This is a genomic window from Companilactobacillus nantensis DSM 16982 (assembly GCF_001435815.1).
In the GTDB taxonomy this organism is placed as follows: Bacteria; Bacillota; Bacilli; order Lactobacillales; family Lactobacillaceae; genus Companilactobacillus; species Companilactobacillus nantensis.
In genome coordinates, this window is record NZ_AZFV01000019.1 from 41192 (window position 1) to 62287 (window position 21096).

The 21096-nt window shown below is 35.4% G+C and carries 22 protein-coding genes; 10 read left to right on the forward strand and 12 right to left on the reverse strand.

The annotated features are described in order from the left end of the window. The first annotated feature begins 1 nt into the window (after window position 1). Window positions 2-919, forward strand: a complete 918-nt coding sequence (locus FD31_RS09105) for a DUF979 domain-containing protein (protein ID WP_057892466.1) — start codon at window positions 2-4, stop codon at window positions 917-919. A 12-nt stretch (window positions 920-931) separates the two neighbouring features. After that, window positions 932-1579: a pyroglutamyl-peptidase I gene (gene pcp / locus FD31_RS09110; protein WP_057892467.1), complete on the forward strand. Its 648-nt coding sequence runs from the start codon at window positions 932-934 to the stop codon at window positions 1577-1579. 355 nt (window positions 1580-1934) lie between these two features. Here the strand turns inward: pcp and FD31_RS09115 are convergent, their stop codons facing one another. Further along, the gene (locus tag FD31_RS09115; protein ID WP_057892468.1) at window positions 1935-2207 is read right to left on the reverse strand and encodes a hypothetical protein; all 273 of its coding nucleotides are present in this window, start codon (window positions 2205-2207) and stop codon (window positions 1935-1937) included. A gap of 226 nt (window positions 2208-2433) precedes the next feature. Here FD31_RS09115 and FD31_RS09120 point away from each other — a divergent pair, with 226 nt between their 5' ends. Next, the gene (locus tag FD31_RS09120) at window positions 2434-3084 is read left to right on the forward strand and encodes an endonuclease III domain-containing protein (RefSeq protein WP_057892469.1); all 651 of its coding nucleotides are present in this window, start codon (window positions 2434-2436) and stop codon (window positions 3082-3084) included. Here the strand turns inward: FD31_RS09120 and FD31_RS09125 are convergent. Next, a complete protein-coding gene (locus tag FD31_RS09125; protein ID WP_057892470.1) occupies window positions 3055-3657 on the reverse strand; it encodes a TetR/AcrR family transcriptional regulator in 603 nt (200 codons plus the stop codon). The two genes, FD31_RS09120 and FD31_RS09125, sit on opposite strands and share 30 nt — an antisense overlap. 192 nt (window positions 3658-3849) lie before the next feature. Between FD31_RS09125 and FD31_RS09130 the strand changes: the two genes are divergently transcribed. From FD31_RS09130 to FD31_RS09150, 5 genes are all read left to right on the forward strand, one after another. After that, window positions 3850-4773, forward strand: coding sequence for an ABC transporter ATP-binding protein (locus FD31_RS09130; RefSeq protein WP_057892471.1), 924 nt, complete (start codon window positions 3850-3852; stop codon window positions 4771-4773). Next, a complete protein-coding gene (locus FD31_RS09135; RefSeq protein WP_057892472.1) occupies window positions 4763-6379 on the forward strand; it encodes an ABC transporter permease in 1617 nt (538 codons plus the stop codon). The genes FD31_RS09130 and FD31_RS09135 overlap by 11 nt, the downstream gene beginning before the upstream one ends. Window positions 6380-6613: 234 nt before the next feature. Then, a complete protein-coding gene (locus FD31_RS09140; RefSeq protein ID WP_057892473.1) occupies window positions 6614-6823 on the forward strand; it encodes a PLD nuclease N-terminal domain-containing protein in 210 nt (69 codons plus the stop codon). Continuing rightward, window positions 6823-7728, forward strand: coding sequence for an ABC transporter ATP-binding protein (locus FD31_RS09145; protein WP_057892474.1), 906 nt, complete (start codon window positions 6823-6825; stop codon window positions 7726-7728). The genes FD31_RS09140 and FD31_RS09145 overlap by 1 nt, the downstream gene beginning before the upstream one ends. Beyond that, on the forward strand, window positions 7725-8489 hold the full coding sequence (locus tag FD31_RS09150; RefSeq protein ID WP_057892475.1) for an ABC transporter permease: 765 nt from the start codon (window positions 7725-7727) through the stop codon (window positions 8487-8489). The genes FD31_RS09145 and FD31_RS09150 overlap by 4 nt, the downstream gene beginning before the upstream one ends. A 63-nt stretch (window positions 8490-8552) precedes the next feature. On the opposite strand, the gene FD31_RS09155 is transcribed toward FD31_RS09150, so the two are convergent. Both FD31_RS09155 and FD31_RS09160 read right to left on the reverse strand, forming a co-directional pair. After that, window positions 8553-9818, reverse strand: coding sequence for a methionine gamma-lyase family protein (locus FD31_RS09155; RefSeq protein ID WP_057892476.1), 1266 nt, complete (start codon window positions 9816-9818; stop codon window positions 8553-8555). Between the two features lie 284 nt (window positions 9819-10102). Continuing rightward, entirely contained in the window at window positions 10103-12193 is a 2091-nt protein-coding gene (locus FD31_RS09160; RefSeq protein ID WP_057892477.1) for a putative ornithine decarboxylase, read from the reverse strand. A 495-nt stretch (window positions 12194-12688) separates the two neighbouring features. Here FD31_RS09160 and FD31_RS09165 point away from each other — a divergent pair, with 495 nt between their 5' ends. Beyond that, window positions 12689-14137 (forward strand): APC family permease, encoded by a 1449-nt coding sequence (locus tag FD31_RS09165; protein ID WP_147007344.1) that lies wholly within the window; start codon window positions 12689-12691, stop codon window positions 14135-14137. Window positions 14138-14191: 54 nt separating this feature from the next. Here the strand turns inward: FD31_RS09165 and FD31_RS09170 are convergent, their stop codons facing one another. The 8 genes from FD31_RS09170 to FD31_RS09200 all read right to left on the reverse strand — a co-directional run bounded on the left by FD31_RS09170 (window position 14192) and on the right by FD31_RS09200 (window position 20567). Beyond that, window positions 14192-14470 (reverse strand): hypothetical protein, encoded by a 279-nt coding sequence (locus tag FD31_RS09170; protein ID WP_057892479.1) that lies wholly within the window; start codon window positions 14468-14470, stop codon window positions 14192-14194. A gap of 88 nt (window positions 14471-14558) precedes the next feature. Then, window positions 14559-15704, reverse strand: coding sequence for a glycosyltransferase family 2 protein (locus FD31_RS09175; protein ID WP_057892480.1), 1146 nt, complete (start codon window positions 15702-15704; stop codon window positions 14559-14561). Between the two features lie 2 nt (window positions 15705-15706). Next, the gene (locus FD31_RS09180; protein WP_057892481.1) at window positions 15707-15892 is read right to left on the reverse strand and encodes a hypothetical protein; all 186 of its coding nucleotides are present in this window, start codon (window positions 15890-15892) and stop codon (window positions 15707-15709) included. A gap of 408 nt (window positions 15893-16300) precedes the next feature. Continuing rightward, complete coding sequence (locus FD31_RS09185) at window positions 16301-16507, reverse strand: hypothetical protein (RefSeq protein ID WP_057892482.1); 207 nt, start codon at window positions 16505-16507, stop codon at window positions 16301-16303. An 18-nt stretch (window positions 16508-16525) separates the two neighbouring features. Then, on the reverse strand, window positions 16526-16666 hold the full coding sequence (locus FD31_RS14160) for a bacteriocin (RefSeq protein WP_147007345.1): 141 nt from the start codon (window positions 16664-16666) through the stop codon (window positions 16526-16528). A 72-nt stretch (window positions 16667-16738) separates the two neighbouring features. Next, window positions 16739-16996: a helix-turn-helix domain-containing protein gene (locus tag FD31_RS09190; RefSeq protein ID WP_057892483.1), complete on the reverse strand. Its 258-nt coding sequence runs from the start codon at window positions 16994-16996 to the stop codon at window positions 16739-16741. Between the two features lie 18 nt (window positions 16997-17014). Continuing rightward, a complete protein-coding gene (locus FD31_RS09195) occupies window positions 17015-18394 on the reverse strand; it encodes a bacteriocin secretion accessory protein (protein WP_057892484.1) in 1380 nt (459 codons plus the stop codon). 10 nt (window positions 18395-18404) lie between these two features. After that, the gene (locus tag FD31_RS09200) at window positions 18405-20567 is read right to left on the reverse strand and encodes a peptide cleavage/export ABC transporter (protein ID WP_057892485.1); all 2163 of its coding nucleotides are present in this window, start codon (window positions 20565-20567) and stop codon (window positions 18405-18407) included. A gap of 359 nt (window positions 20568-20926) precedes the next feature. Between FD31_RS09200 and FD31_RS14165 the strand changes: the two genes are divergently transcribed. Beyond that, complete coding sequence (locus FD31_RS14165) at window positions 20927-21043, forward strand: bacteriocin (protein WP_147007347.1); 117 nt, start codon at window positions 20927-20929, stop codon at window positions 21041-21043. The last annotated feature ends 53 nt before the right edge of the window (window positions 21044-21096 follow it).

Below are 21096 nucleotides of genomic sequence, written 5' to 3' on the forward strand. Positions count from 1 at the left end.
TATGAGCGTAAATAATATTCTCGAAATTTTTTATATTTTAATGGGAATCATCATGATTTTCGCCAGTATCGAGTCTTTCCGTGATAAGGAAAATTCAGCCCGTGTTGGTACAGGACTATTTTGGTTGATTCTGGGACTGATCTTTGCAATTGGTAAATATTTGCCCAATGTCGTAATCGGTTTGTTGATTGTCTTTATCGGGATCTTGTCATTACTCAAACAAATTAAAGTTGGTAAGATTAAGGAAGTTAACAAGGAAATCGCTGAAAAATCAGCTAAAAAACTCGGTGGTTGGCTCTTCTTCCCTAGTGTTGTTCTAGCTATTTTGTCAATTTTAATCAGTGAGTTAACTAATCTCGGTGGTCAAGTTGGTATTGGTATCGCTTCAGTTATTGCCTTGATTTTAGCGATGATTATTTCGAAAACTGATGCCAAAACAACTTATCATGATAGTGAAAGAATGGTTCGTTCCGTTGGTACAGCCGGTATTTTGCCACAGTTACTAGCCACATTAGGTGTTATTTTTACCGCATCTGGAGTTGGTGAAGTTACTGCTAAAACTATTTCAGGTATCTTCCCAGTTGGTAATCACCTCTTAGGCGTTGTACTCTACTGCGTTGCCATGGTCATCTTCACAATGATTATGGGGAACGCCTTCGCTGCTTTTGCTGTTATCACTGCTGGTATTGGTGTACCGTTTATCGTAGCTCAAGGTGGAAATCCCGCCGTCGTTGCCGCTTTAGGAATGACAACTGGTTATTGTGGAACTTTGATGACACCAATGGCTGCTAATTTCAATTCGCTACCCGTGGCGCTGATGGAAATGAAAGATAATCTTGGTGTCATTAAGCAACAAGTTCCAATCGCACTAAGCATGTTAGTGATTCAAATTATTTTGATGTATTTCTTAGCATTTTAAGGAGGAAGATTTATGAAAATTCTAGTAACAGGTTTTGACCCATTTGGAACAGATAAAATTAACCCAGCTATCGAGGCAGTTAAGAAGTTACCAGCTGAAATTGAAGGCGCTGAAATTGTCAAAGTGGAAATCCCCACTATTTTCAACAAATGTGCCGAAGTTGTTCACCAAGCTATCCTCGACAACAAGCCCGATTACGTTTTAGATATCGGACAAGCTGGCGGACGCTTTGCTTTAACTCCAGAACGAGTTGCCATCAACTTTGACGACGGAAGAATTGCTGATAACGCTGGCTTCCAACCAAGAAATCAACCAATTCACGAAGACGGTCAAAACGCCTACTTCACCCAATTACCAGTCAAAGCCATGGCCCAAGCAGTCTTAGATGCTGGACTACCAAGTTACGTTTCCACAACAGCCGGAACTTACGTCTGCAACCACATCATGTACCAAGTTCAATACATGATTGATAAAGAGTTCCCAGACCTCAAGGCAGGTTTCATGCACATCCCATTTTTACCAAACCAAGTCGTAAATCGTCCTGACACACCATGTTTATCATTAGCTGATGATGTGGCAGGAATAACAGCTGCAATCGGTGCTATCGTTAAACAAGATGGTAAAGGTGATATTGAGGCAATCGGTGGTTCTTTAAATTAATTAATGAATAATTTTAAAAAAATAGACTCTTATTTTAGAGAGTCTATTTTTTTATCTAAACTTTTTAAAATTTAAAACTCCAAAATTAATCCATTTTCATTCAAGTGAACTAAACTCTTGTAATAGTTAATCGACTGCAATTTTAATTAACCTAGCCGGAGGGTGGTGCTGGATTCTACCAGCAGTGACAGTGGAGTTAGGACTGCAAAGCAGTTCTTACTCCACGGACGTATTTTGAGATTCGCGTTTTTTTGCGAAGCTCAAAATCGAGACCTGAGACCTTGGCTCAGGTCGGTCCCACAGCAGGTAGAATCCAGCATCACCCTCTGGCGGAATAAAAAAAGAGCACCAGAGCTTAACGCTCCAATACTCGTTTAGTTACAACCTTTTGATGATAAAGGTCACTTCCCTGTCCCCAAAAAATAAAGCTTAATGATACATAGACAATGGCCAATACTATATTGATAACATCGAATTGCATTTGATCAGTAAACATCATCCAAGCGATAAAAACTATCGACAAAATTGGAATAATGGCCCCTAACCAAATATGTGAGTTATTCCCTAACACATATTTCTCAAGGATTAAGGAGGCTATTGAACCTATAACAAAAATAAACCCTAACATAATTACACCCCCATAATTAATTCAGCGTATATTATGTTAACACTAATAATTTTCTGAAATAAAGTGAAAAGGGTTTGAAAACGTCTCCAAGAACCAATTAAGCCTTTTTGGGGTTAAATTGTCTACTATATCATCATTATTGTTTAGTTATCCCAGTCGGAAGAGACGACATATTTTACTGACCAGACATCTTATTGGATAATAAGCGCTAGGGGGATTTTTTATTTTGTACAAACAAATTACTATTTATAACCTATTAGAAATTTTATCAAAAAAACTCGGACCCCAAAATTGGTGGCCTGCTGAAAATAACGAAGCCATGCTTTCGGGTATGATTTTAATTCAAAATACTAATTGGAAAAACGCTGACCGTTCGTTGGCTAATCTTAAACAAGCAACCAATTTTGAAACTGATAAGATGTTGGCTTTATCGACTGAAGAGATGGAACAATTAATTCAACCTAGTGGTTTCTTCCACAATAAGGCCATCTACTTACGATCAATCTTAACTGCCTATCGTGATAATTTTGATGAATGGTCTAAGTTACCAACGCCCATGTTACGTAAAAAACTAATTGCGATGAAAGGAATTGGTAATGAAACAGCAGATGTTTTACTACTCTATTACTTCCACCGTCCAACTTTTGTGGCTGACAACTATTCGATGAAACTATTCACTAAATTACATACTTTTACTGAGAAACCAACCTATGTTCAATTAAAAAATGCTGTCGAACGCGATTTTAAACTTGATTCTAAACAAGCTGAAGAACTACATGCCTTAATTGATGAATTTGGTAAATTGAAGAGTGATTATTTCGACGATTACCAACTACGTTTACCTTATTTAACGCCCCATAATACCGTAAAAGAATAAGTGCATCAGGTCTTTTTCATGATTCTTAATTTCAACCGCACTATGAGCATTAACTGGATTAGGCGTCATCGCGTAATTAACGAACATATCTAAATAAATAATGGCACCTTCCTCAGTTATATCAGGACTAACAGCACCTTCTCTACGTCCTTGATCCAACAGTCTTTTCCAAAAGCCATGTTTATATTCGTTGTAAGTTTTCTTAACGCTATCATCGCCATTCTTGCCACTAAATTCGTCATACATGAAGACGACAAAATCATCACTGATGGAATCAGAGACATTCAGTCCATAGGACATCATCATTTCCATTTTCTCAGCAAAAGTGGCATTGGAACTATTCAAAGCATCTTCAGACGCCTTGTATCCATCAACGATTTGCTTAATAATAACCGCCCGAGCCAAGGCAATTTTACTTGGGAAATATTTATATAACGTCACTTGCGACGAATTTGCCTCTTTAGCAATCTCTGCTACAGAGGCTTTTTTGTAGCCTTGTGTCGTTAAAATTTTCAGAGCTGCATCTAAAATAGCTTGTTTTTTGTCTTTTTTACGTTTTAAATTATTTGTCATTATAATTACCTCAAATTTTTTTATAACAATAGTTCAGTTTTTCGATTACTCCAATAAGCTTTTCGAAAAAAAGGCTCTAGAATAGTTCAATATCAGTGTTTTTATTAGTTGACTTTGATATATCACGGCTCTAATATACTCGGTAAATAGTGAACTATTCAAGAAAAATATTTCATTTTAGAGGTAATTATTATGTTAAACGAAAATGTACCAACTTTACATATCGATCATCTACAAAAAAAGTTTGGTAAATTTCAAGCTTTAAAAAATATCACATTCGATATTTATCCCGGGGAAGTATTTGGATTTATCGGACCTAATGGTGCTGGTAAATCAACGACCATTAGAACTATCTTAGGCATTCTCCGTGCTTCTGGTGGTCAAGCCACTATCTTTGGTAAAGATGTCTTTAAAAAATCAGTTGAGATTCATAAACACATCGCTTACGTGCCCGGTGACGTCTACCTTTGGCCTAATTTAACTGGTGGTGAAATTATTGACCTCTTCCTAAAACTCGGTCACAGTCGTCATACACTTAAAACTAATCAACTAATCAAACTTTTCCAACTTGATACAACTAAAAAGGCACGGACTTACTCCAAAGGTAATCGTCAAAAAGTGGCTTTGATTGCTGCTCTTTCAACTGACGCCGACTTTTACATTTTCGATGAACCAACGTCTGGTTTGGACCCCTTGAACGAGGAGGTTTTCCAAAATGAGGTTCTTAAACTCAAAGCAGCTGGCAAGTCAGTTCTCTTATCTAGTCACATTTTGTCCGAAGTTGAAAAGATGTGTGATCGTATCGGTATTATCCGTAATGGTGAAGTCGTTGAAACAGGGACACTTGATGAGATGCGCCATTTAACTAGAACTGTCGTCAAAGTTAAAACTGCCCACCCAACACCTGAATTGGCAACCTTACCCGGTGTTCATAACGTCGTTATGGAAAACAACCAAACTATCACCTTGTCAGTTGATTCCGAATACCTTGAAAATACTATGAGTTACTTGTCCCAGAAACAAATCATCTCTATCCAAGCAACTCCACCAACACTAGAAGATTTGTTCATGCGTTACTATGATTCTACGAACGGGGGCACTCGTCATGAGAAGTGAAAGATTTCAAAAAACATTTTTTCTAACTCGTTTTAGTTTTAAACGTGATTGGTTAAAGTTAACTATCTGGGCACTTGTCTTAATCAGTTTGTTTGTCGGTGTCGCTGCTAAATTCACTGGTCTCTATGGTAGTAAATCGGCGGTCGACCAAATCATTAAAACTCTCAAGACCCCAGCTATGATTTCACTCTTTGGTAAAATGCCCGCCGGTCCGTATACAACTGCCGATGTTTTTGCCTCTGAGATGACTGTCTTTATGGCTATCATTGCAGCTGTGATGAATTTTTACTTCGTGATTCACAATACTCGTGGCGAGGAAGAATCTGGTATTCTCGAAATGATTCAGGCTCATCCCGTTGGTCGGTTATCTAATTTGACTGCTGCTCTTTTAGAAAGCTTTATTTTCAATTTCGGTATTGGTTTAGTCTATGCACTTGGACTTCAATTCGCCAACTTAACTGGAACTGACCTGAACGGTAATTTCTTGTTAGGTCTTGGCTTGGGTGCTGTCGGCTTTATGTTTGCTAGTATTGCTGCTGTAGTAGCTCAATTGACTGATAACTCAAGAACAGCAACCATTTTCTCCTACCTAATCTTCGGAATCATGTATATTGCCAGAATGATCACTGATGTTTCACATCCCAAATATACTTGGTTTGTCCCTATGGGCTGGGTCGAAAAATTTTCAACATACAAAGATAATAATTGGTTACCAGTTTTCTTAATGTTAGGCTTGTCACTCGTTTTAGTGATCCTAGCATTTTATCTCAACAGTCATCGTGATATTGGTTCAGGTATGATTGCCACAAGACCAGGACGTGCCACTGCATCAGCTTTTCTACGTGGTCCTTTATCACTTTTCTGGCGTTTAAACCGTGTCAGCATTATTGTTTGGTTCTTTGGTATCATGATTCTTGGGGCAACCTATGGCTCAGTTTTCAATACCATTGGTGATATTCTCAAGACTAATCCAATGTTAAAACAATTGTTAAATACTAAGGCCATCAATGCGGCCAACGTTTTAATCATCAAAGAATTCTTAGCTATCCTAATGATTGTTTTCGCTGCTTTGGCTTTGGTACCCGGTATTTCACTAATCAATTATCTTAAATCTGGAGAATCGAAAGGTTACTTGGAAATCATTCATTCGACAGAAACTAGCCGTTTCAAACTATTCTTCTCGATTTTGGGGCTAGCAACTGTAACAAGTATTGCCGTTTTATTTGCCGGAATTTATGGTTTATACGCAGGTGGTAACGCCGTTATGACTCATCATATCGCTATGTCAGTCTTCATGCGCGGCTTTTACGGTTACCTTTCACCATTGCTTTTGATGTTAGGCATCTCAGCATTCTTAATTGGCTGGTTACCAAAACTAACTACTTTGAATTATGGATATCTAGTTTTAGCATTCTTCGTTCAATACTTCGGTAAGTTGTTGAAACTACCTGATTGGACTGAAAAATTAACACCATTTGGATTTATTAAACACGTGCCAGTAAGTAACTTTGATGTTCCAACATTCTGGTGGCAGATTGCAATTGCCGTTCTCTTAGTCATTGTTGGATATATCGGTTATCGGAGACGTGATTTGATTATTAACTAAAATTTCAAACTATTAAATCAGAAAACACCGACGAAAATCTTCAGTTGGTGTTTTTTTGTTATAAAACGCCGTTATACTTTTTATTCAAAATATTGCTTGCAGACGACCTAAGGTAATAGACTATAAATAAAGTTAAGAAACAGAAAAGACATGGCATATTTAACTAGCACTACACGCTGCCATGCTATCATTGCATTAATGCTTTAATTAAAATAATCATAAGGGGAACTAATAATGAACAATGCTGATATTATCACCAATAATTTGCCTCTTTTTATTCCACTGATTTTACTTGAAGTCGGACTAGACGTCGCCGCCTTGATTCATATTTTTCGACACAAAAATTATCGCATGGGCAACCGTATATTATGGGTCCTACTGACGCTTTTTCTTAATCCGTTGGGAGCAATTTTATACTTCATCATCGGTCGGGAGACTTACTAATGGCAATCTTAGAACTGCATGATGTTAAAAAAAACTTCGGTGACAAGCAAGTCTTAAAGGGATTAACTTTTGAAGTTCCTGAAGGTTCAATTTTTGGATTCGTCGGTGAAAATAGTGCTGGTAAAACTACAACTATGAAAATGATTTTGGGATTAGAAACTATCGATTCTGGTCAGATTTTGATTGATGGTAAAAGAGTTCACTATGGTAATTCCCTAATTAATCGTATGGTTGGCTACTTGCCTGACGTACCTAAATACTATGGTTACATGACGCCAAAGGAATATTTGACTCTTTGTGGACAGTTGACTGGAATTTCTAAAAATGATTTATCTGACCGCATCGAAAAAATGTTAAAAATTGTCGACTTACCTATTAATAAACATCGTATCCACGGTTTTTCTCGAGGTATGAAACAACGACTAGGTATTGCACAAGCCTTATTGAATCATCCTAAATTACTAATCTGTGACGAACCTACATCAGCACTTGATCCGATTGGACGAAGTGAATTTCTCAATTTATTGACCAGTTTAAAGGGTGAAACGACAATTGTTTTCTCAACTCATATTTTGACTGATGTTGAGCGAATCAGTGATTATGTCGGGATTTTGCACGATGGGGTTCTCAAGGCTAATGACAGTCTGGATAATTTGAAGACGCAATACGCTAAATCACAAATTATCTTTGAATTCATTTCCGAAGATACAGCTGAGAAAGCTGCACAAATCCTTGGTAAAAATTCTCATAACAACCAAAAACAAGTTATTCTCAATTACACTGGTGATTATCAGATAATTGCTGAAACTGTTCTGAATACGCTGTTGCAATCACATTTGATTCCCATATCAATGAACCGACAAAAAACAAATCTTGAAGATATCTTTATGGAGGTAACTGCATGAAATCCACTTGGTTTTTTATCCGTAAAGAGTTACTTGAATCATGGCGTAATTATCATCTATTAATAATTATGATTGTCTTCGTTATTTTTGGAATTGAAGGTCCATTGATGGCCAAATTAACTCCTGATATTTTAAAGATGGCTTCTGGAAGTGGATTTAGTATCAAAATGCCTGATCCAACAAGCATTGATTCTTGGCAACAATACTATAAAAACATGACACAAATAGGTATTTATGTTTTAGTCGTTATTTTCAGTGGGACTGTCAGTGGCGAGGTTTCACAAGGAACACTCGTCAATTTGGTTACAAAGGGGTTACCTCGTTATTCAGTTATAGTCGCTAAATACATCGTCACATACCTTCAATGGTGTCTAGCAATAATTACATCATTTCTAATCAGTTGGGGTTACACAGCTTATTATTTTCCGGACAACAAAACTCCCAATATTTGGTTGGGGCTGTGGCCACTATTAATCTTTGGTCTGATGTTCGTTGCGATAACGATTTTAGGATCAACGTTAAGTACGAATAATTACGGAGGTTTTTTAATATCGGTAATCGTATTTATTGGACTGACTTTACTGAATTTATTTAAGGACTCCAAACGTTACAATCCTATTGCCTTAGTGACTGATAATATGTCTTTAGTCAAAGGGACCGAGAAAATTTCACACATCATGCCAGCTATTTGGATTACTATTTTTTCAGCTTTAGTAATTTTTTATTTATCAATTTTGCTGTTGAGGCGAAAGAAACTTTGAGATATCTAGTTATACGCAAAAATAGGGTTCATCACAAGTTTCTGTGATGAACCCTATTTAATTTTATTTATAAAATGTCTCACGAACTGCTTGTGCAATTGCAATTTGTACATGAGCGTATGACAATCCACCTTGAATATATAGTGAATATGGTGGTCTTAATGGACCATCAGATGATAGTTCAATTGTTGAACCTTCAACGAAACTACCTGATGCCATAACAACATCATCTTCATAACCATCTTGGTGACTAGGAATTGGATCAACGAATGAGTTCATTGGTGAATAATGTTGGATAGCCGCACAGAAAGCAATCATTGGTTCTGGTTTACCAAAAGAAACAGTTTGAACAATATCGGTTCTCGGAGCGTCCCATTTTGGTGAAACATTCATACCCATTTCTTCACACAAAGCCGAGGTAAAAATCATACCTTTCAAAGCTTCACCGGTTGTATGAGCTGCCATGAAAAAGCCTTGATAGAAGTCACGTAAGTAACCCCATGTAGCGCCCTCACCTTTACCAGCACCTGGAACCGTCAAACGTGAACCGGCACCCTCAACTAAATCTTCACGACCAACGATGTAGGCACCACTCTTAACAATTCCGGCACCGGCATTTTTGTAAAGTGAACCCGCCATGATATCGGCACCGTAGAAAGTAGGTTCTTCCATTTCGGAAAATTCACCGTAACAATTATCAATAAAGACATTAACATCGGGACGAATTGATTTAACAAACTTAATCATCTTAGCAATTTTTTCAACTGTAAAACTATCACGAACTGCATAACCACGGGAACGTTGAATGGCAACAACTTTAATAGAATCATCATTCTTCAAAGCCTTTTCAGCATTGTCATAATCAACTGATCCATCGTTCAACAATTCAGTTGTCTTGAAATTGATGCCGTATTCTCCCATATTTCCTGGCTTGTTACCAGCTAGACCAATAACTTCTTGAATCGTGTCATAAGGTGTTCCTGTTAAATAATAAAGCGTGTTACCAGGACGCAACATACTGAACAAAGCAGTTGAAATAGCGTGTGTACCAGAAGCAAATTGTGGACGAACTAGTGCATCGTCAACTTTAAAATAGTCAGCGTAGATTTGTTCGATTTTATCTCGACCAATATCATCGTATCCATAACCTGTTGAAGGAACCAAGTCTTCTTCACCAACATGGTGTTCCCGGAACAAATTCAAAACACGTTGTTGATTGTAAAGCACTTGTTGATCAATTTCGTCTAAACGAGGACGAATCATTTTTTCAATTTTATCAATTTTTTCACTTAAATCTTTAGGTAAATCTTCTTTCCAAGATAATGCCATTATTAATTTTCCTCTTTTATATTTTACTTTGAATGCCATCTCCGGTCACAAGCGTTGAAGCCTGCTGTGAGGACCGGTTCGAGCCAAAATACGGTCTCGAACCTCGATTTTGAACTTCGCAAACACCGCGAATTTCAAAATTCGTCCTGTGCTGTAAGTGCTAAAGCACTAACACCACCGCCACTGCTGGCTTCAACGCTTGTGACCTCCGACTAAGTTAACTCTCTAATTCTTCAAATAAATTTTTTCTACTATAATTTAAATACTAAAAATACCAGAAACGACTACTTATTCTTCAAAACTTCCGCTTGAACAGAAATACTGCCATCTGATGTTTGATCCCAATAAACACCCTGTATCTCTGGCACAAAACCAGGGAAACGTTCGATGGCTCCAACTAAGACTTCGAAATAATTTTGATCGATATCAGCCCACTTTTCACCTGGTGCCACGATGAATACCCCTGGAGGGTATGGAAGAGCTCCTTCCACGGCAATTCGACCTTTGATATCTTTCAAGTTTACTAATTCACTTTGATTACGCATGAATAACTGGTCGGCCTGAGCTGGTGTCATTGTGTAATCTTGCATATTCTTTTTGGCAAAAAGTTCTTTTTGTAAAGTAAATGTTTTATTTTGACGATAATATTCGTGCATTTCTTGGCATAATTGTTTCAACGTATAGCCGTCATAACGCTTAGGATATTGTTTAGCTAACTTAGGTAGCACTTCTGTTAGTGGTGCATCTGCCATATAGAAACGTTCAAACTCTAAGAAGGCATCCAAAAGTGTGTCTAATTCTGCTTCTGTATCTCCTGGTGTCAACAAGAACAAGAGTGAATTCAAATCATCTTTGGCACGGATAATTCGCTTTTCCATCAAAAATTCTGCCACAACTGGACCAGGTATTCCGGTATCTTGATATTTAGCATTTTTAACGTCAATGCCAGGCGTTATAACGGTAATCTTCAATGGATCAATCATAGCTTGACCCTTGGCGATTTCCTTAAATCCATGCCAATCGTCTTCAGGATTTAATGACCAATACTTGCTCTTGGTTGCTAAATCATTCGTACTGATTTCGGCAAAGTTATCTGGTACCAATGGTCGGAATAATTTCGATCTCTTTAACAATTTCTTACGCCATTCAATACCCATACGTAAAGTTTCATCCCACCAATTACGATTGCCTTGACCAGATGTTAAGTAAGCATTGACAGTCAGTGAAGCATAAATTGGATAAGAATAACTTGATGTCACAAATTTTAAGTAGGCGTTATTGAAATGCTTGTGATCGACATAACGGTCTTGCCCTTTCAAATGAGCATCTTTTTTAAGGATTTGCGACGTTTGTGCTAACCCGGCTTGTTGTTTGTGCAACGATTGTGTTACCAAAATACCAGGATCATCAGGACCGTAGTCTAGTGATAGTGGCGACAAGTGATTCATAATTGGAACGAATTGTTCGAAACCACCCCAAGCACAATCGAACAAAATATAATCACAAAGTTTACCGATTTTATCAATCATCCACTTAGCATCGTAGAAGACACCATCATATGTCTCTAGTTGGACAATAGCTAATCTGAATGGTCGTTTGGCTTGCGCCTTTTCAGGGTCAACTTTAGCAATCTCTTTTCTAATATTAGCTTCATCCAAAGCTTCTGGATTCATTTCACCAATCAAGCCTAGTGGATTACGATCAGTCGGAATGTAAACCGGTTTGGCACCACTCATCACTAGCGCGCTGTTATAAAGCGATTTGTGATTATTCCGATCAAATAATACTAAGTCATTTTGAGCTAACAAAGCACTAGCACAAATCGAATTAGCACTCGTCGTTCCGTTGGTACAAAAGTAAACTTTATCAGCGTTGTAAGTTTCTGCAGCCTTTTGCTCAGCAGTTAGTGGTGTGCCGCCATGTGTCATGGTATCGCCTAATTCATCGACCGTATCACTGGTATCAGCAAACATTAGGTTTTCACCAAAGAAACGATTGAAAACGACACCTGCTGGATGTTTCTCATAATACTGACCATTATGGTGACCAGGTGTTGTAAAACTAATAGGTCGGTCTTCCGCAAAATTGACTAGATCAGTTAGAAAGCCCGGGACCATTTTTTCTTGATAAGCGTTGGCACGAGCACTAATTTCATTTTCAGAAACTTCAGTCGCACTGATTTTAATAATAGGGATACCAAGTCCTGATGTTTTTTGTAGATTTTTAGCAGTCTCGATAGCAGTTGTATCGTGTTCGTTCAGTACAATTGCGGCTAGCTCAGCAACGTCAATATCACTTGTAAATGGTACAGTCGACCATTCAACGGCGTCGTTAATTTTCACATCATTACCTATGGCAATTTTCAGAAAATTCATGATTTCCCCCTATTTTTAAATTATTTTCATAAAAAGTATTGCAAATGATATATAAACACCTATAATTTTTTGGGTATGTTTTTTTTATATCGCAATATAATTCATAAAGACATCACAAATTGATTATATATACATATTGAGGTTGTACACAAGTGAAATTAAACAGTTCTTTGTTAACATTGAAACCCCCAAACTTTTAAATGTCACATTTAAAGACTAAAAAATTGGAAATAATAACCGTCAGGCTATTCGTTGATAATATTACTATTTCAAACAACAAATACACTAGCTGGAAGGAACAAAAATTTAGGTCGCTGTGCATGCGGCGTTAGAGCTTTAGCTCTTACACCACGGGACGAGTTTTGAACTTTGAGCGCACTTCTCAAAGTTCAAAATCGAGGTCTGAGACCTTGGCTCAGACCGGTCCCCATAGCGACCTAAATTTCTTGTTCCTGGAGGCGTCATATTTCCAAAACAAACTCGGGGGAAATAAATTTGGAATCATTAGAACCAAATCAAAAACACTATTTAAGTTGGCCGGTCATCGCTTTGATCGACTTCGTTACCATTATTAGTTTTGAAAACATCTTTTATCCTTTTCAAAACCAAGGTCTATCCGTTGTTATCTCATGGATTTTCCTACTCTTCTCTTACGTTATCCCTTATGCATTGATTTCTAGTCAAATGAGTTTAACTTTTGACAATCAAGCTGGAGGACTTGCTTCATGGGTCCGTCACAGTAGTAACGATACTTTAGGTTACTGGACTTCATGGATGTATTGGGTTCAAAGTGTGCCTTACATCGTCGACGTTTCCAACTCAGTTATTGTTTCATTCAGTTGGATGTTCCTCGGTAACAATACTTTGGATGATAAAATGTCACCTTTCTGGTTCGGTATTTTAACATTCGTGATTATTTTACTTTTCATTCTTTTACAAAATGTTATTAAAAACTCACTCGAATTACTTTCATTGATTGGTGGGGGTGCAATGTTCATCATGTCCGCCCTCTTCGTATTATTAGCAGGTTATGCTGTTTTACATGGTCACCACATCGCTACACAACCATTCAACTGGGGTGCTTTCAAACCATCGTTTAGTTTGAAATACTTCTCAACGACCGGACTATTGATTTTCGCCATGTCTGGTGCTGAATTAGCTGCTCCCTACGTTGTCCAAATGCGTGATCCTAAACATGAATTTCCTAAAGCTATGTGGCTTTTGGCTATCATGACTGGATTCTTAACTATCTTTGGTACTTTAGCCTTGGCAATGTTCTTTAACGCCAACCACATTCCACATGACTTCAAGATGAACGGTCCTTACTATGCTTTCCAACTTCTTGGTAACAGTTTGGGTGTTGGTAAATTATTGATGTACATCTTCGCTGTCGTCCAAGCAATCTTTATGATGGCACAATTGGCTGTCCTCTTAGATGCTTCAAGTCGTGTCTTTGCCGGTGATGTTGCTGACAAGTTCATGCCTAAGTGGTTAACTAAGACAAACAAAAACGGTCGTCCAATTCACAGTTACACAATGACAACTGGTTTAAGCTTGTTCCTGTTGTTATTGACAGGTACTTTGCCAAATATCAATACAATTTATAACTGGTTACTAAACATTAACGGAATTATTTCACCATATAAGACTTGTTGGGTCTTCTTTGCCTTCGTTGCAATGCGTTGGCAACAAGACAAGTTCCATTCTGATTACACATTTATCAAGAATAGAACCGGTGCCCTTCTAGTCGGTGGCTGGTGTCTAGCATTTACCTTTGTCTGTGCTACTTTAGGATTCATCCCTCAAGAAGCTAAGTTCGGTACAGGAGCATTCAACCATCAATTACTATTAAACTTCATTACAGTTATCGTCTTGTTCGGCCTTGGCTTTGTTATGCCTTGGTTGCGCAAACGTGAACAACGTCGTGCAGGTTTAGTTGATTAGATAAAACAAAACATCCCTAACTCTTGAGTTGTCTCAGGAGTTAGGGATATTTTTTTAGAACGGATTGAAGAATGTACCAACTGCCGTTTTAGTAATCGTATATTGATCACTAGCAATATCATATTGATTCAAAAATTCAGTTATTTTAGTTTTAAATTCATCATCATGTAATTTAGTTCCAATATACCAAGTGTCATTGTTAACTGTACGACTACCAAAAGTATTATCGTCATACTTTGCCATAGTTGAATCATAGATTGCATGGGCTGTATCTCTGTCCTTGAATTCAATCGCCCAAGTGACTGGAATCATATCGTAAATTGACTTTACCATAATAACCTCCCACAATTTTGTATTATTAATTATCTTATAACCGTTTCGCCTTCTCAATTTATATATTAGTTATCATGAATTAATTAGTCTACATATTTAATGCCATTTTACATTCATCAATAAATAAAGTTGGGTATTTATATTTTTTTAATAATTCGAAGTAATCTTTTGAAAGAGAATAATTTTTAGTATCAAATAAAAGGTAGGCCATTAAATCATCTAAATTGTGATTCATCGCATCTATTTTACTAACTTTTTCTGATTCCAAAATTCTGTTCCTATCTTCAATAAAATTATTTAATAATTTAGATTTGATCACATAGAGTTCAATAATATTTATAATTGTTTGGCAATATAGTAAATCAGGGTTATTTCTAATTTCATCAATTGTAAACATTGACGTCAATATTTTAGCATGTTTTAAATCACGTAAATCTATGTATAGTAAACATAAATTAATAATAAGATCCGCTTTATATGTACTTTCCTTCAGATTTTTAATATCAGTAGCACTAAAATCAAGATTTCCATCAAATAATCTTGATATTATTTTAAAAACTAGTTCTTTGCTTCCCAAAATATTTTGACCGTCTCTGCTTAAAAGGTATAACCATCTTTGGTTCTTAGGCTCATATTCTATATTCTTCAGCAATAACCTTGTATTACGTTTAAGCTTCCTATGTTTTTTCATTTCACTTTCTAAATACCCAAAATGGCTTACTCTGATATTGCTTTTAATCTTTTCAGGAATTTTATTATTTAAATAACGAATTTCCTCATGAACATATCCATAAAATTTAAATTTTCCTTCATTTTTAAAAATTCTGTATTCATATTCATGGGTTTTTCCATTATCTAACTTACTAGTTCTATATATTGAAATAACCGAATTACTGTAGTTTTCGAAATTATCAAGATACTTCATTAACGTGATTCGTTTCTCATTTAATACCTCATCTGAATCTATAAAAAATATCCATTCAGAAGTCGCCTTCTTCAATGCAAAATTTCTAACACTTGAAAAATTATCTTCCCATTCATAATCAAACAATTTCAAATTACTATGATTTATAAGATTAATACGCAATACTTCGAGAGTCCCGTCATTTGATCCAGTATCTACAACAACTATCTCATCTGCGGATTCATAAATACTATTCAAACATTTTTGGATAGTATTCTCTTGATTCTTTACAATGATAATAAACGAGACACGACCTTGCTCTTTAGACAACTTTATTTACCACAAGTCGCTGTGCTTCCTGTTACCGCACCTGCAATTTTTACAGCACCACCCACTGCGCAAGTAGCATTATTAAAAAGCTTTGACCAGTCCCAACTACCGCCTTTAACGGTATTCAGACTACTTTCATCCATAATCTCCCCACTAACTCTCTTTAATAACTCATCACTTTTACTCATAATAGTTTCTCCTTTTTGTTTTGTATAGTTGTATTGTAAGCGCTTTATATCACAATAATATTCCGTATTGTCATATTTTTTCACAAAAAAATAAGCCTAATTACTAAGGCTTACTCTTATTTAGAAATAATTTAATTCTCATTTCTAATACTTCTTAAAATAGTTAAAAACCATTAGAAATGAAAACAATTTGTAAATCTAAACTTTCAAAAATAAATTTATTTTTTATCATCATAATCATCTTTTACCAGCATAACTCGATAAAGCAACATAAGTGATCCAAGAATCCAAAAAAATGACGTCAAATAAAAACTATTCATAAATGTTCTAATACCACAGAATATAAATACAAATATCAAATAAAACCTGTAGTTCTTATAAAATTCTTTGTTAAAATGCATCTTAAAATTAGTCACAGGCACCCACAGCTTGACAAACTCCATATCCATATCCCGCCAGAAAACTGCCTGCAGAGTACATCGATTTATCACGTGTTCTAAGACATGATTTGCTATAACAATGACCTCCACCAATAGTTTTTTCTTCTTTTTCAACCGTCAAAATTTTGTATCTATCCAAACTACTTAAAACAGTAATATTTTTTTTCATTTTCATATTATCCTCCTCTATTTACTACTTTTTTGTAGGTATAAACATGGATCCGATGCTTACACTCATTCGACCAATTCTCTTACCCCATTCAAAAGCTGTTTTATCCCAACCGCCTTCAATGTTTTGTAGTTCCGATTCATTTAATACATGCATATTTTTCATATACGCTTGCTCCTTTCTTATTACAAAACATATTGTATCAATAAGAAAGTTAAATTTTATTCCACACTGTCATTAATAATGACTATTAATTAAATCATCAATTGTCATTCCGTATGTGCTACAAAATTGCATAATATAATTCAAATCAGGATTTCTTCTACAAGATTCATATTTCGACAAAGTGGATTGATCAATCATCATATCCATTGCCATCTTTTGCTGGGTTATCTTCCTTTGGTGCCTAATATTTTTCATATTTTTACACACAACTGGATATACATTGTCTCCACCTACTATTAAACTTAAATCTTTTTCACTAAGTTCGATCATAAAATCTCCCCCTCAAAATCAGTTCTTGTTCAATAATTTATCTCGATAATACTTAAAGAATGATTCTTTTCCAGTAATAATATTAGTCTTACCACTCATACCGTAATGAATTTCTGGAGCGACATTCGCGTTATTCTTTGCCTCAGCAGTAATGACGTAATAACTGCCTTTATTAACCGGTACAGGTGCGACACTAATATTATTGACTTTCCCATCAATGATGATTGGTCTAGGAACATTACGCGTAATTTCTAGGCGCATATGTTGGCCCTTTTTTATTGACGATATATCTCTTGATGAAACATAGCTTTGAATTTTAATTGTATTATGTTGCTTTAAGACTGGATAAATTACAGCGATTTCCGAACCAGCACCGACGTATTTGGCACCCTTGAGAGTCTGGTTATTCATATGAATTACACCAGACTGCTTAGCCTTAATATATGAGTTTTTACCAATTTCATTCAATTCCTTGATATTAGTATCAATCTCTTTTTCTTGTTCATGTGACTTAACTAAATCGCCTGAAATGCTCTTCAACTGATCATTTTGTAAGGTATCCATCTTTTTGTTATTGGAATCAATATTATAATTCGAGTCGTTAAAATCTTTCAATGAATCCTTTTGGCCTTGCGTACTTTTTACTTCGTCATTGAGACTATCAATTTGTTGTTGTAAATCTTTCAAGTAGCTTTCTTTAACGGTTGCTTTAGCATTAGCATCATCGGAATTTTTTATTTCCGAGTTATAACCATCATAAATGTACCCATAAGCATTACCGCTTGGATAGGTCTTTCCGTTCTTAATATCGTTAAATATCGTTTGATATGCTTGCAGACTGGATTGTTTTTGTTTAATGGTATCGTCATACAAATTTGAAAGCTCCCTTATTTTTCCATCCGAAAAATTTGATTTATCCTTCAACATTTGATTCTCAATACTATAAATATTCCGTTGATTCAAATAACTTTTGAGTAAATCATGGTAACCGACAGCATCATCATCTTTAAAAGTATCTTTGTTTGATTCAACGCCATCCTTGAATATCTCTAATCCTTTAATCTGATCATCAAGATTATTTTTCTGTTCATTCAAGGAATCAAGTTTAATAGAATTGTTGGTATTCTTAAATGTAACTAATATTTGACCTTTTCTAACATACTTCCCCTCAGATAAATAATTGTGTTTGATTGCACTATTTGAGGGCGACTGAATAATAGGAATACTACTTCTACTACCTAATTTTCCAAATGATTCAATTGTGACTTCACGTTTCATAACGAAGGAAAAAAAGACTACTAAGACAAATAAAATTGAAATGGGAATTATTAATAAGGTTGAAAAGTTATTGAACCTTTTGTTATAGAACTCGCTGCTCTCTAAAAATTTCTTATCCATAATAATTCCCCTAATTATTTAAAAGGTTAAAGTAATAACCTTTTTTATTTATCAATTCTAAGTGACTACCTTTTTCGACAATTTTCCCTTTGTCTAAAACAGCGATATTATCGGTTTTCTTAGCAATTGAAAGTCTATGTGCTATGAAGATTACCGTTAAATCTTTGATATTCATTAAATTATTCATGATTCTATTTTCAGTAATTGAATCTAAACCACTGGTAGACTCATCAAATATTAAAACCTTAGCTGGTGACAATAATGCCCTAGCAATCGTAATCCGTTGCTTTTGTCCGCCGGACAACGTATTACCATTTTCATCCAGTACTGTCTCAAATTGCAGTGGCATTTTTTCAATGTCCTTATCAATTTCAGCAACTCGACAAGCTCTAAGAATATCATCGTCATTGATATTATCACGGCTACCTAAGGTCAGATTTTCTAAAATACTACCTGAAAAAACATACGGTGCCTGCGGTATATAATTGATGAACCGTCTCAAGACATGTTTATCAATATTTTGAACATCATAATTATTAACATAAACTTTACCCTTATTAGGTTTGAAAAAATCGACTAATAATTTTACTAAAGTCGACTTTCCTGATCCACTCATACCAACAATGGTTAACTTTTCACCTGAATGAATTGTGAGGTTAATATTATTTAAAACATTTTCCCCATAGCCATAACTATAATCCACATTTTCAAGCTTAATATTACCGGTCAAACGCTTAGAATCTGTAATTGAACGACTTTCTTTAAACTCTGAATTAACTAAATAAACTTCATTTAGACGGTTGTTCGCAACTTTGGCGGACTGTAATTTTGGTTGTAAATTAATAATATTTTGTAATGGGTTAACAAAGTATGCCAGTAAAGCGTTATAAGTCATTAACTGACCAACTGATAGTTGATTTTTGGTAACCATAATAGCACCGACCCACAAAACAACCACATTTAAGATTAATTGTAAAAATAGTTTGATTGCCTGTTGAAGCGTATCAACTTTGGTATAGTTAAGACTCTTCTTCAAGAAATCAACAAATTCACTATCTATCTTGCCATATCGTTGTTTCTCACTTGTTAATGCCTTAATGGTTTCAATCCCATGGATATCCTCAATAATGGATGAATTTAATACTGATCCGCTTTCCATTTCCTTTTGATTCAAAGTTTCAAAGGGTTTTGAGAAGATCCAAATCATTACAATATATACTGGTAATGAAATTAAAGTTATAAAAAATAACGTACTGTTTTGAATAACCAAAACAGTACCCATAATAATGACGATTCCGACATCTAAAAACATTGAGATGATCGTACTCGCTAAAGCATCAATAATCTTATTGGCATCATTGAACCGTGAAACAATCTCACCGGTCTTTCTCGTCGCAAAGAAATCCATTGGTAGTTCAAAGATATGCCGGATATATCCTAAAATGATATCAATCGCCAATCTTTGACCAAGAATAGCTAACAGGAAATCCCTTGAATAAGTAAACATTGACTGAAAAATATACAAAACAATTAATCCCAATGAAACGATTGCCAAAGTATTATTCATATTGTTAGGAATATACGTATCAATTACCGTTTGCAAGAAGTATGAACCAAAAATACTGATAATAGTAATTAATAAGGCAGCTAAAATAATATTGATAACTAATCTCTTTTGTTTGAATAAAACGGGAACAAACGAAAAAAGTGATTCTTTTTTATCAACAGTAGATGGTTTGTACTCTGAGGTTGGGGCAAAGAAAAGTGCCACTCCAGTCCATTCAGAAGCAAACTTCCGGTAACTCATTTTAGTTACCTTTACCGTAGGGTCCGGATCAGCAACCAAAATATGGCTTTTAGTACAACCAAGAATCACATAATAATGTTCTAGAGTTTTATTTTTAACAACGTGAGCAATGAAAGGATAAGGGATGTCTTTTTCTTTAAAAAGAGCCATATCTGCTTGAATAGCTTTTGTTTCAAAGTTTAACTTTTGAGCAGTTTTAACTAATCCCAGAGCCGTGGTACCCTCTTTATCTGTTTTAGCTAGGTTTCTCAATCTGGCTATGGAATAGCTTGAACCATAATTTCTTAAAATCATAGCTAATGCAGCGACTCCACAGTCACTTTCGTCTACTTGTGATATGTATATATTCTTCCTTAAACTCAACAGTATATCTCTCCCCCCCTCTAAAATATTTATATTTTATTTTCTCATTAACTACTTACAATTATCTTTTTTAATATTAACGTTGTATATATGCATATTAACGTTAATTTTCTCAATTCCAAACAACGTTAATCTTTACATCTGCGACGTTTATATTCTTTGAAAATTTTTCCTTTCAAAAAAGATACACTTAAACCATCAACTAAATAAAGGGAATCAGCAAAGATGAAAAGTTTAAATAAGTTCTCTACTATTAGCGAAAAGAATTTAGATAATTGTAACGGCGGAAGCTTTAAGGGATTCGTACAAGGCTTTATTAATGGATTGACTGGAAAGAAACATTAGCTAAGGAAAGAACAGCGATGAAAAAATATAAAAAAATCGATAACAATACTCTCAAAAACATTTCTGGTGGAAAGGGACCTTGGAACTATAAAACTGGTTACAATTTAGGTAAATGGATTTCAAAACGCTTTTAAAAATATAAAAGCGAGTAGTAAAACCATCAAAAGGTACTGAGTATATAATTTGA

Excerpts from the sequence above, each read along its gene's own strand:
- FD31_RS09145 (WP_057892474.1), top strand. The coding sequence starts at position 6,823 with ATGGCAATCTTAGAACTGCATGATGTTAAAAAAAACTTCGGTGACAAG.
- FD31_RS09105 (WP_057892466.1), top strand. The coding sequence starts at position 2 with ATGAGCGTAAATAATATTCTCGAAATTTTTTATATTTTAATGGGAATC.
- FD31_RS09115 (WP_057892468.1), bottom strand. The coding sequence starts at position 2,207 with ATGTTAGGGTTTATTTTTGTTATAGGTTCAATAGCCTCCTTAATCCTT.
- FD31_RS09195 (WP_057892484.1), bottom strand. The coding sequence starts at position 18,394 with ATGGATAAGAAATTTTTAGAGAGCAGCGAGTTCTATAACAAAAGGTTC.
- FD31_RS09140 (WP_057892473.1), top strand. The coding sequence starts at position 6,614 with ATGAACAATGCTGATATTATCACCAATAATTTGCCTCTTTTTATTCCA.
- FD31_RS14165 (WP_147007347.1), top strand. The coding sequence starts at position 20,927 with ATGAAAAAATATAAAAAAATCGATAACAATACTCTCAAAAACATTTCT.
- FD31_RS09170 (WP_057892479.1), bottom strand. The coding sequence starts at position 14,470 with ATGGTAAAGTCAATTTACGATATGATTCCAGTCACTTGGGCGATTGAA.
- FD31_RS09130 (WP_057892471.1), top strand. The coding sequence starts at position 3,850 with ATGTTAAACGAAAATGTACCAACTTTACATATCGATCATCTACAAAAA.
- FD31_RS09150 (WP_057892475.1), top strand. The coding sequence starts at position 7,725 with ATGAAATCCACTTGGTTTTTTATCCGTAAAGAGTTACTTGAATCATGG.
- FD31_RS09125 (WP_057892470.1), bottom strand. The coding sequence starts at position 3,657 with ATGACAAATAATTTAAAACGTAAAAAAGACAAAAAACAAGCTATTTTA.
- pcp (WP_057892467.1), top strand. The coding sequence starts at position 932 with ATGAAAATTCTAGTAACAGGTTTTGACCCATTTGGAACAGATAAAATT.
- FD31_RS09135 (WP_057892472.1), top strand. The coding sequence starts at position 4,763 with ATGAGAAGTGAAAGATTTCAAAAAACATTTTTTCTAACTCGTTTTAGT.
- FD31_RS09180 (WP_057892481.1), bottom strand. The coding sequence starts at position 15,892 with ATGAGTAAAAGTGATGAGTTATTAAAGAGAGTTAGTGGGGAGATTATG.
- FD31_RS09185 (WP_057892482.1), bottom strand. The coding sequence starts at position 16,507 with ATGAAAATGAAAAAAAATATTACTGTTTTAAGTAGTTTGGATAGATAC.
- FD31_RS14160 (WP_147007345.1), bottom strand. The coding sequence starts at position 16,666 with ATGAAAAATATGCATGTATTAAATGAATCGGAACTACAAAACATTGAA.
- FD31_RS09155 (WP_057892476.1), bottom strand. The coding sequence starts at position 9,818 with ATGGCATTATCTTGGAAAGAAGATTTACCTAAAGATTTAAGTGAAAAA.
- FD31_RS09160 (WP_057892477.1), bottom strand. The coding sequence starts at position 12,193 with ATGAATTTTCTGAAAATTGCCATAGGTAATGATGTGAAAATTAACGAC.
- FD31_RS09190 (WP_057892483.1), bottom strand. The coding sequence starts at position 16,996 with ATGATCGAACTTAGTGAAAAAGATTTAAGTTTAATAGTAGGTGGAGAC.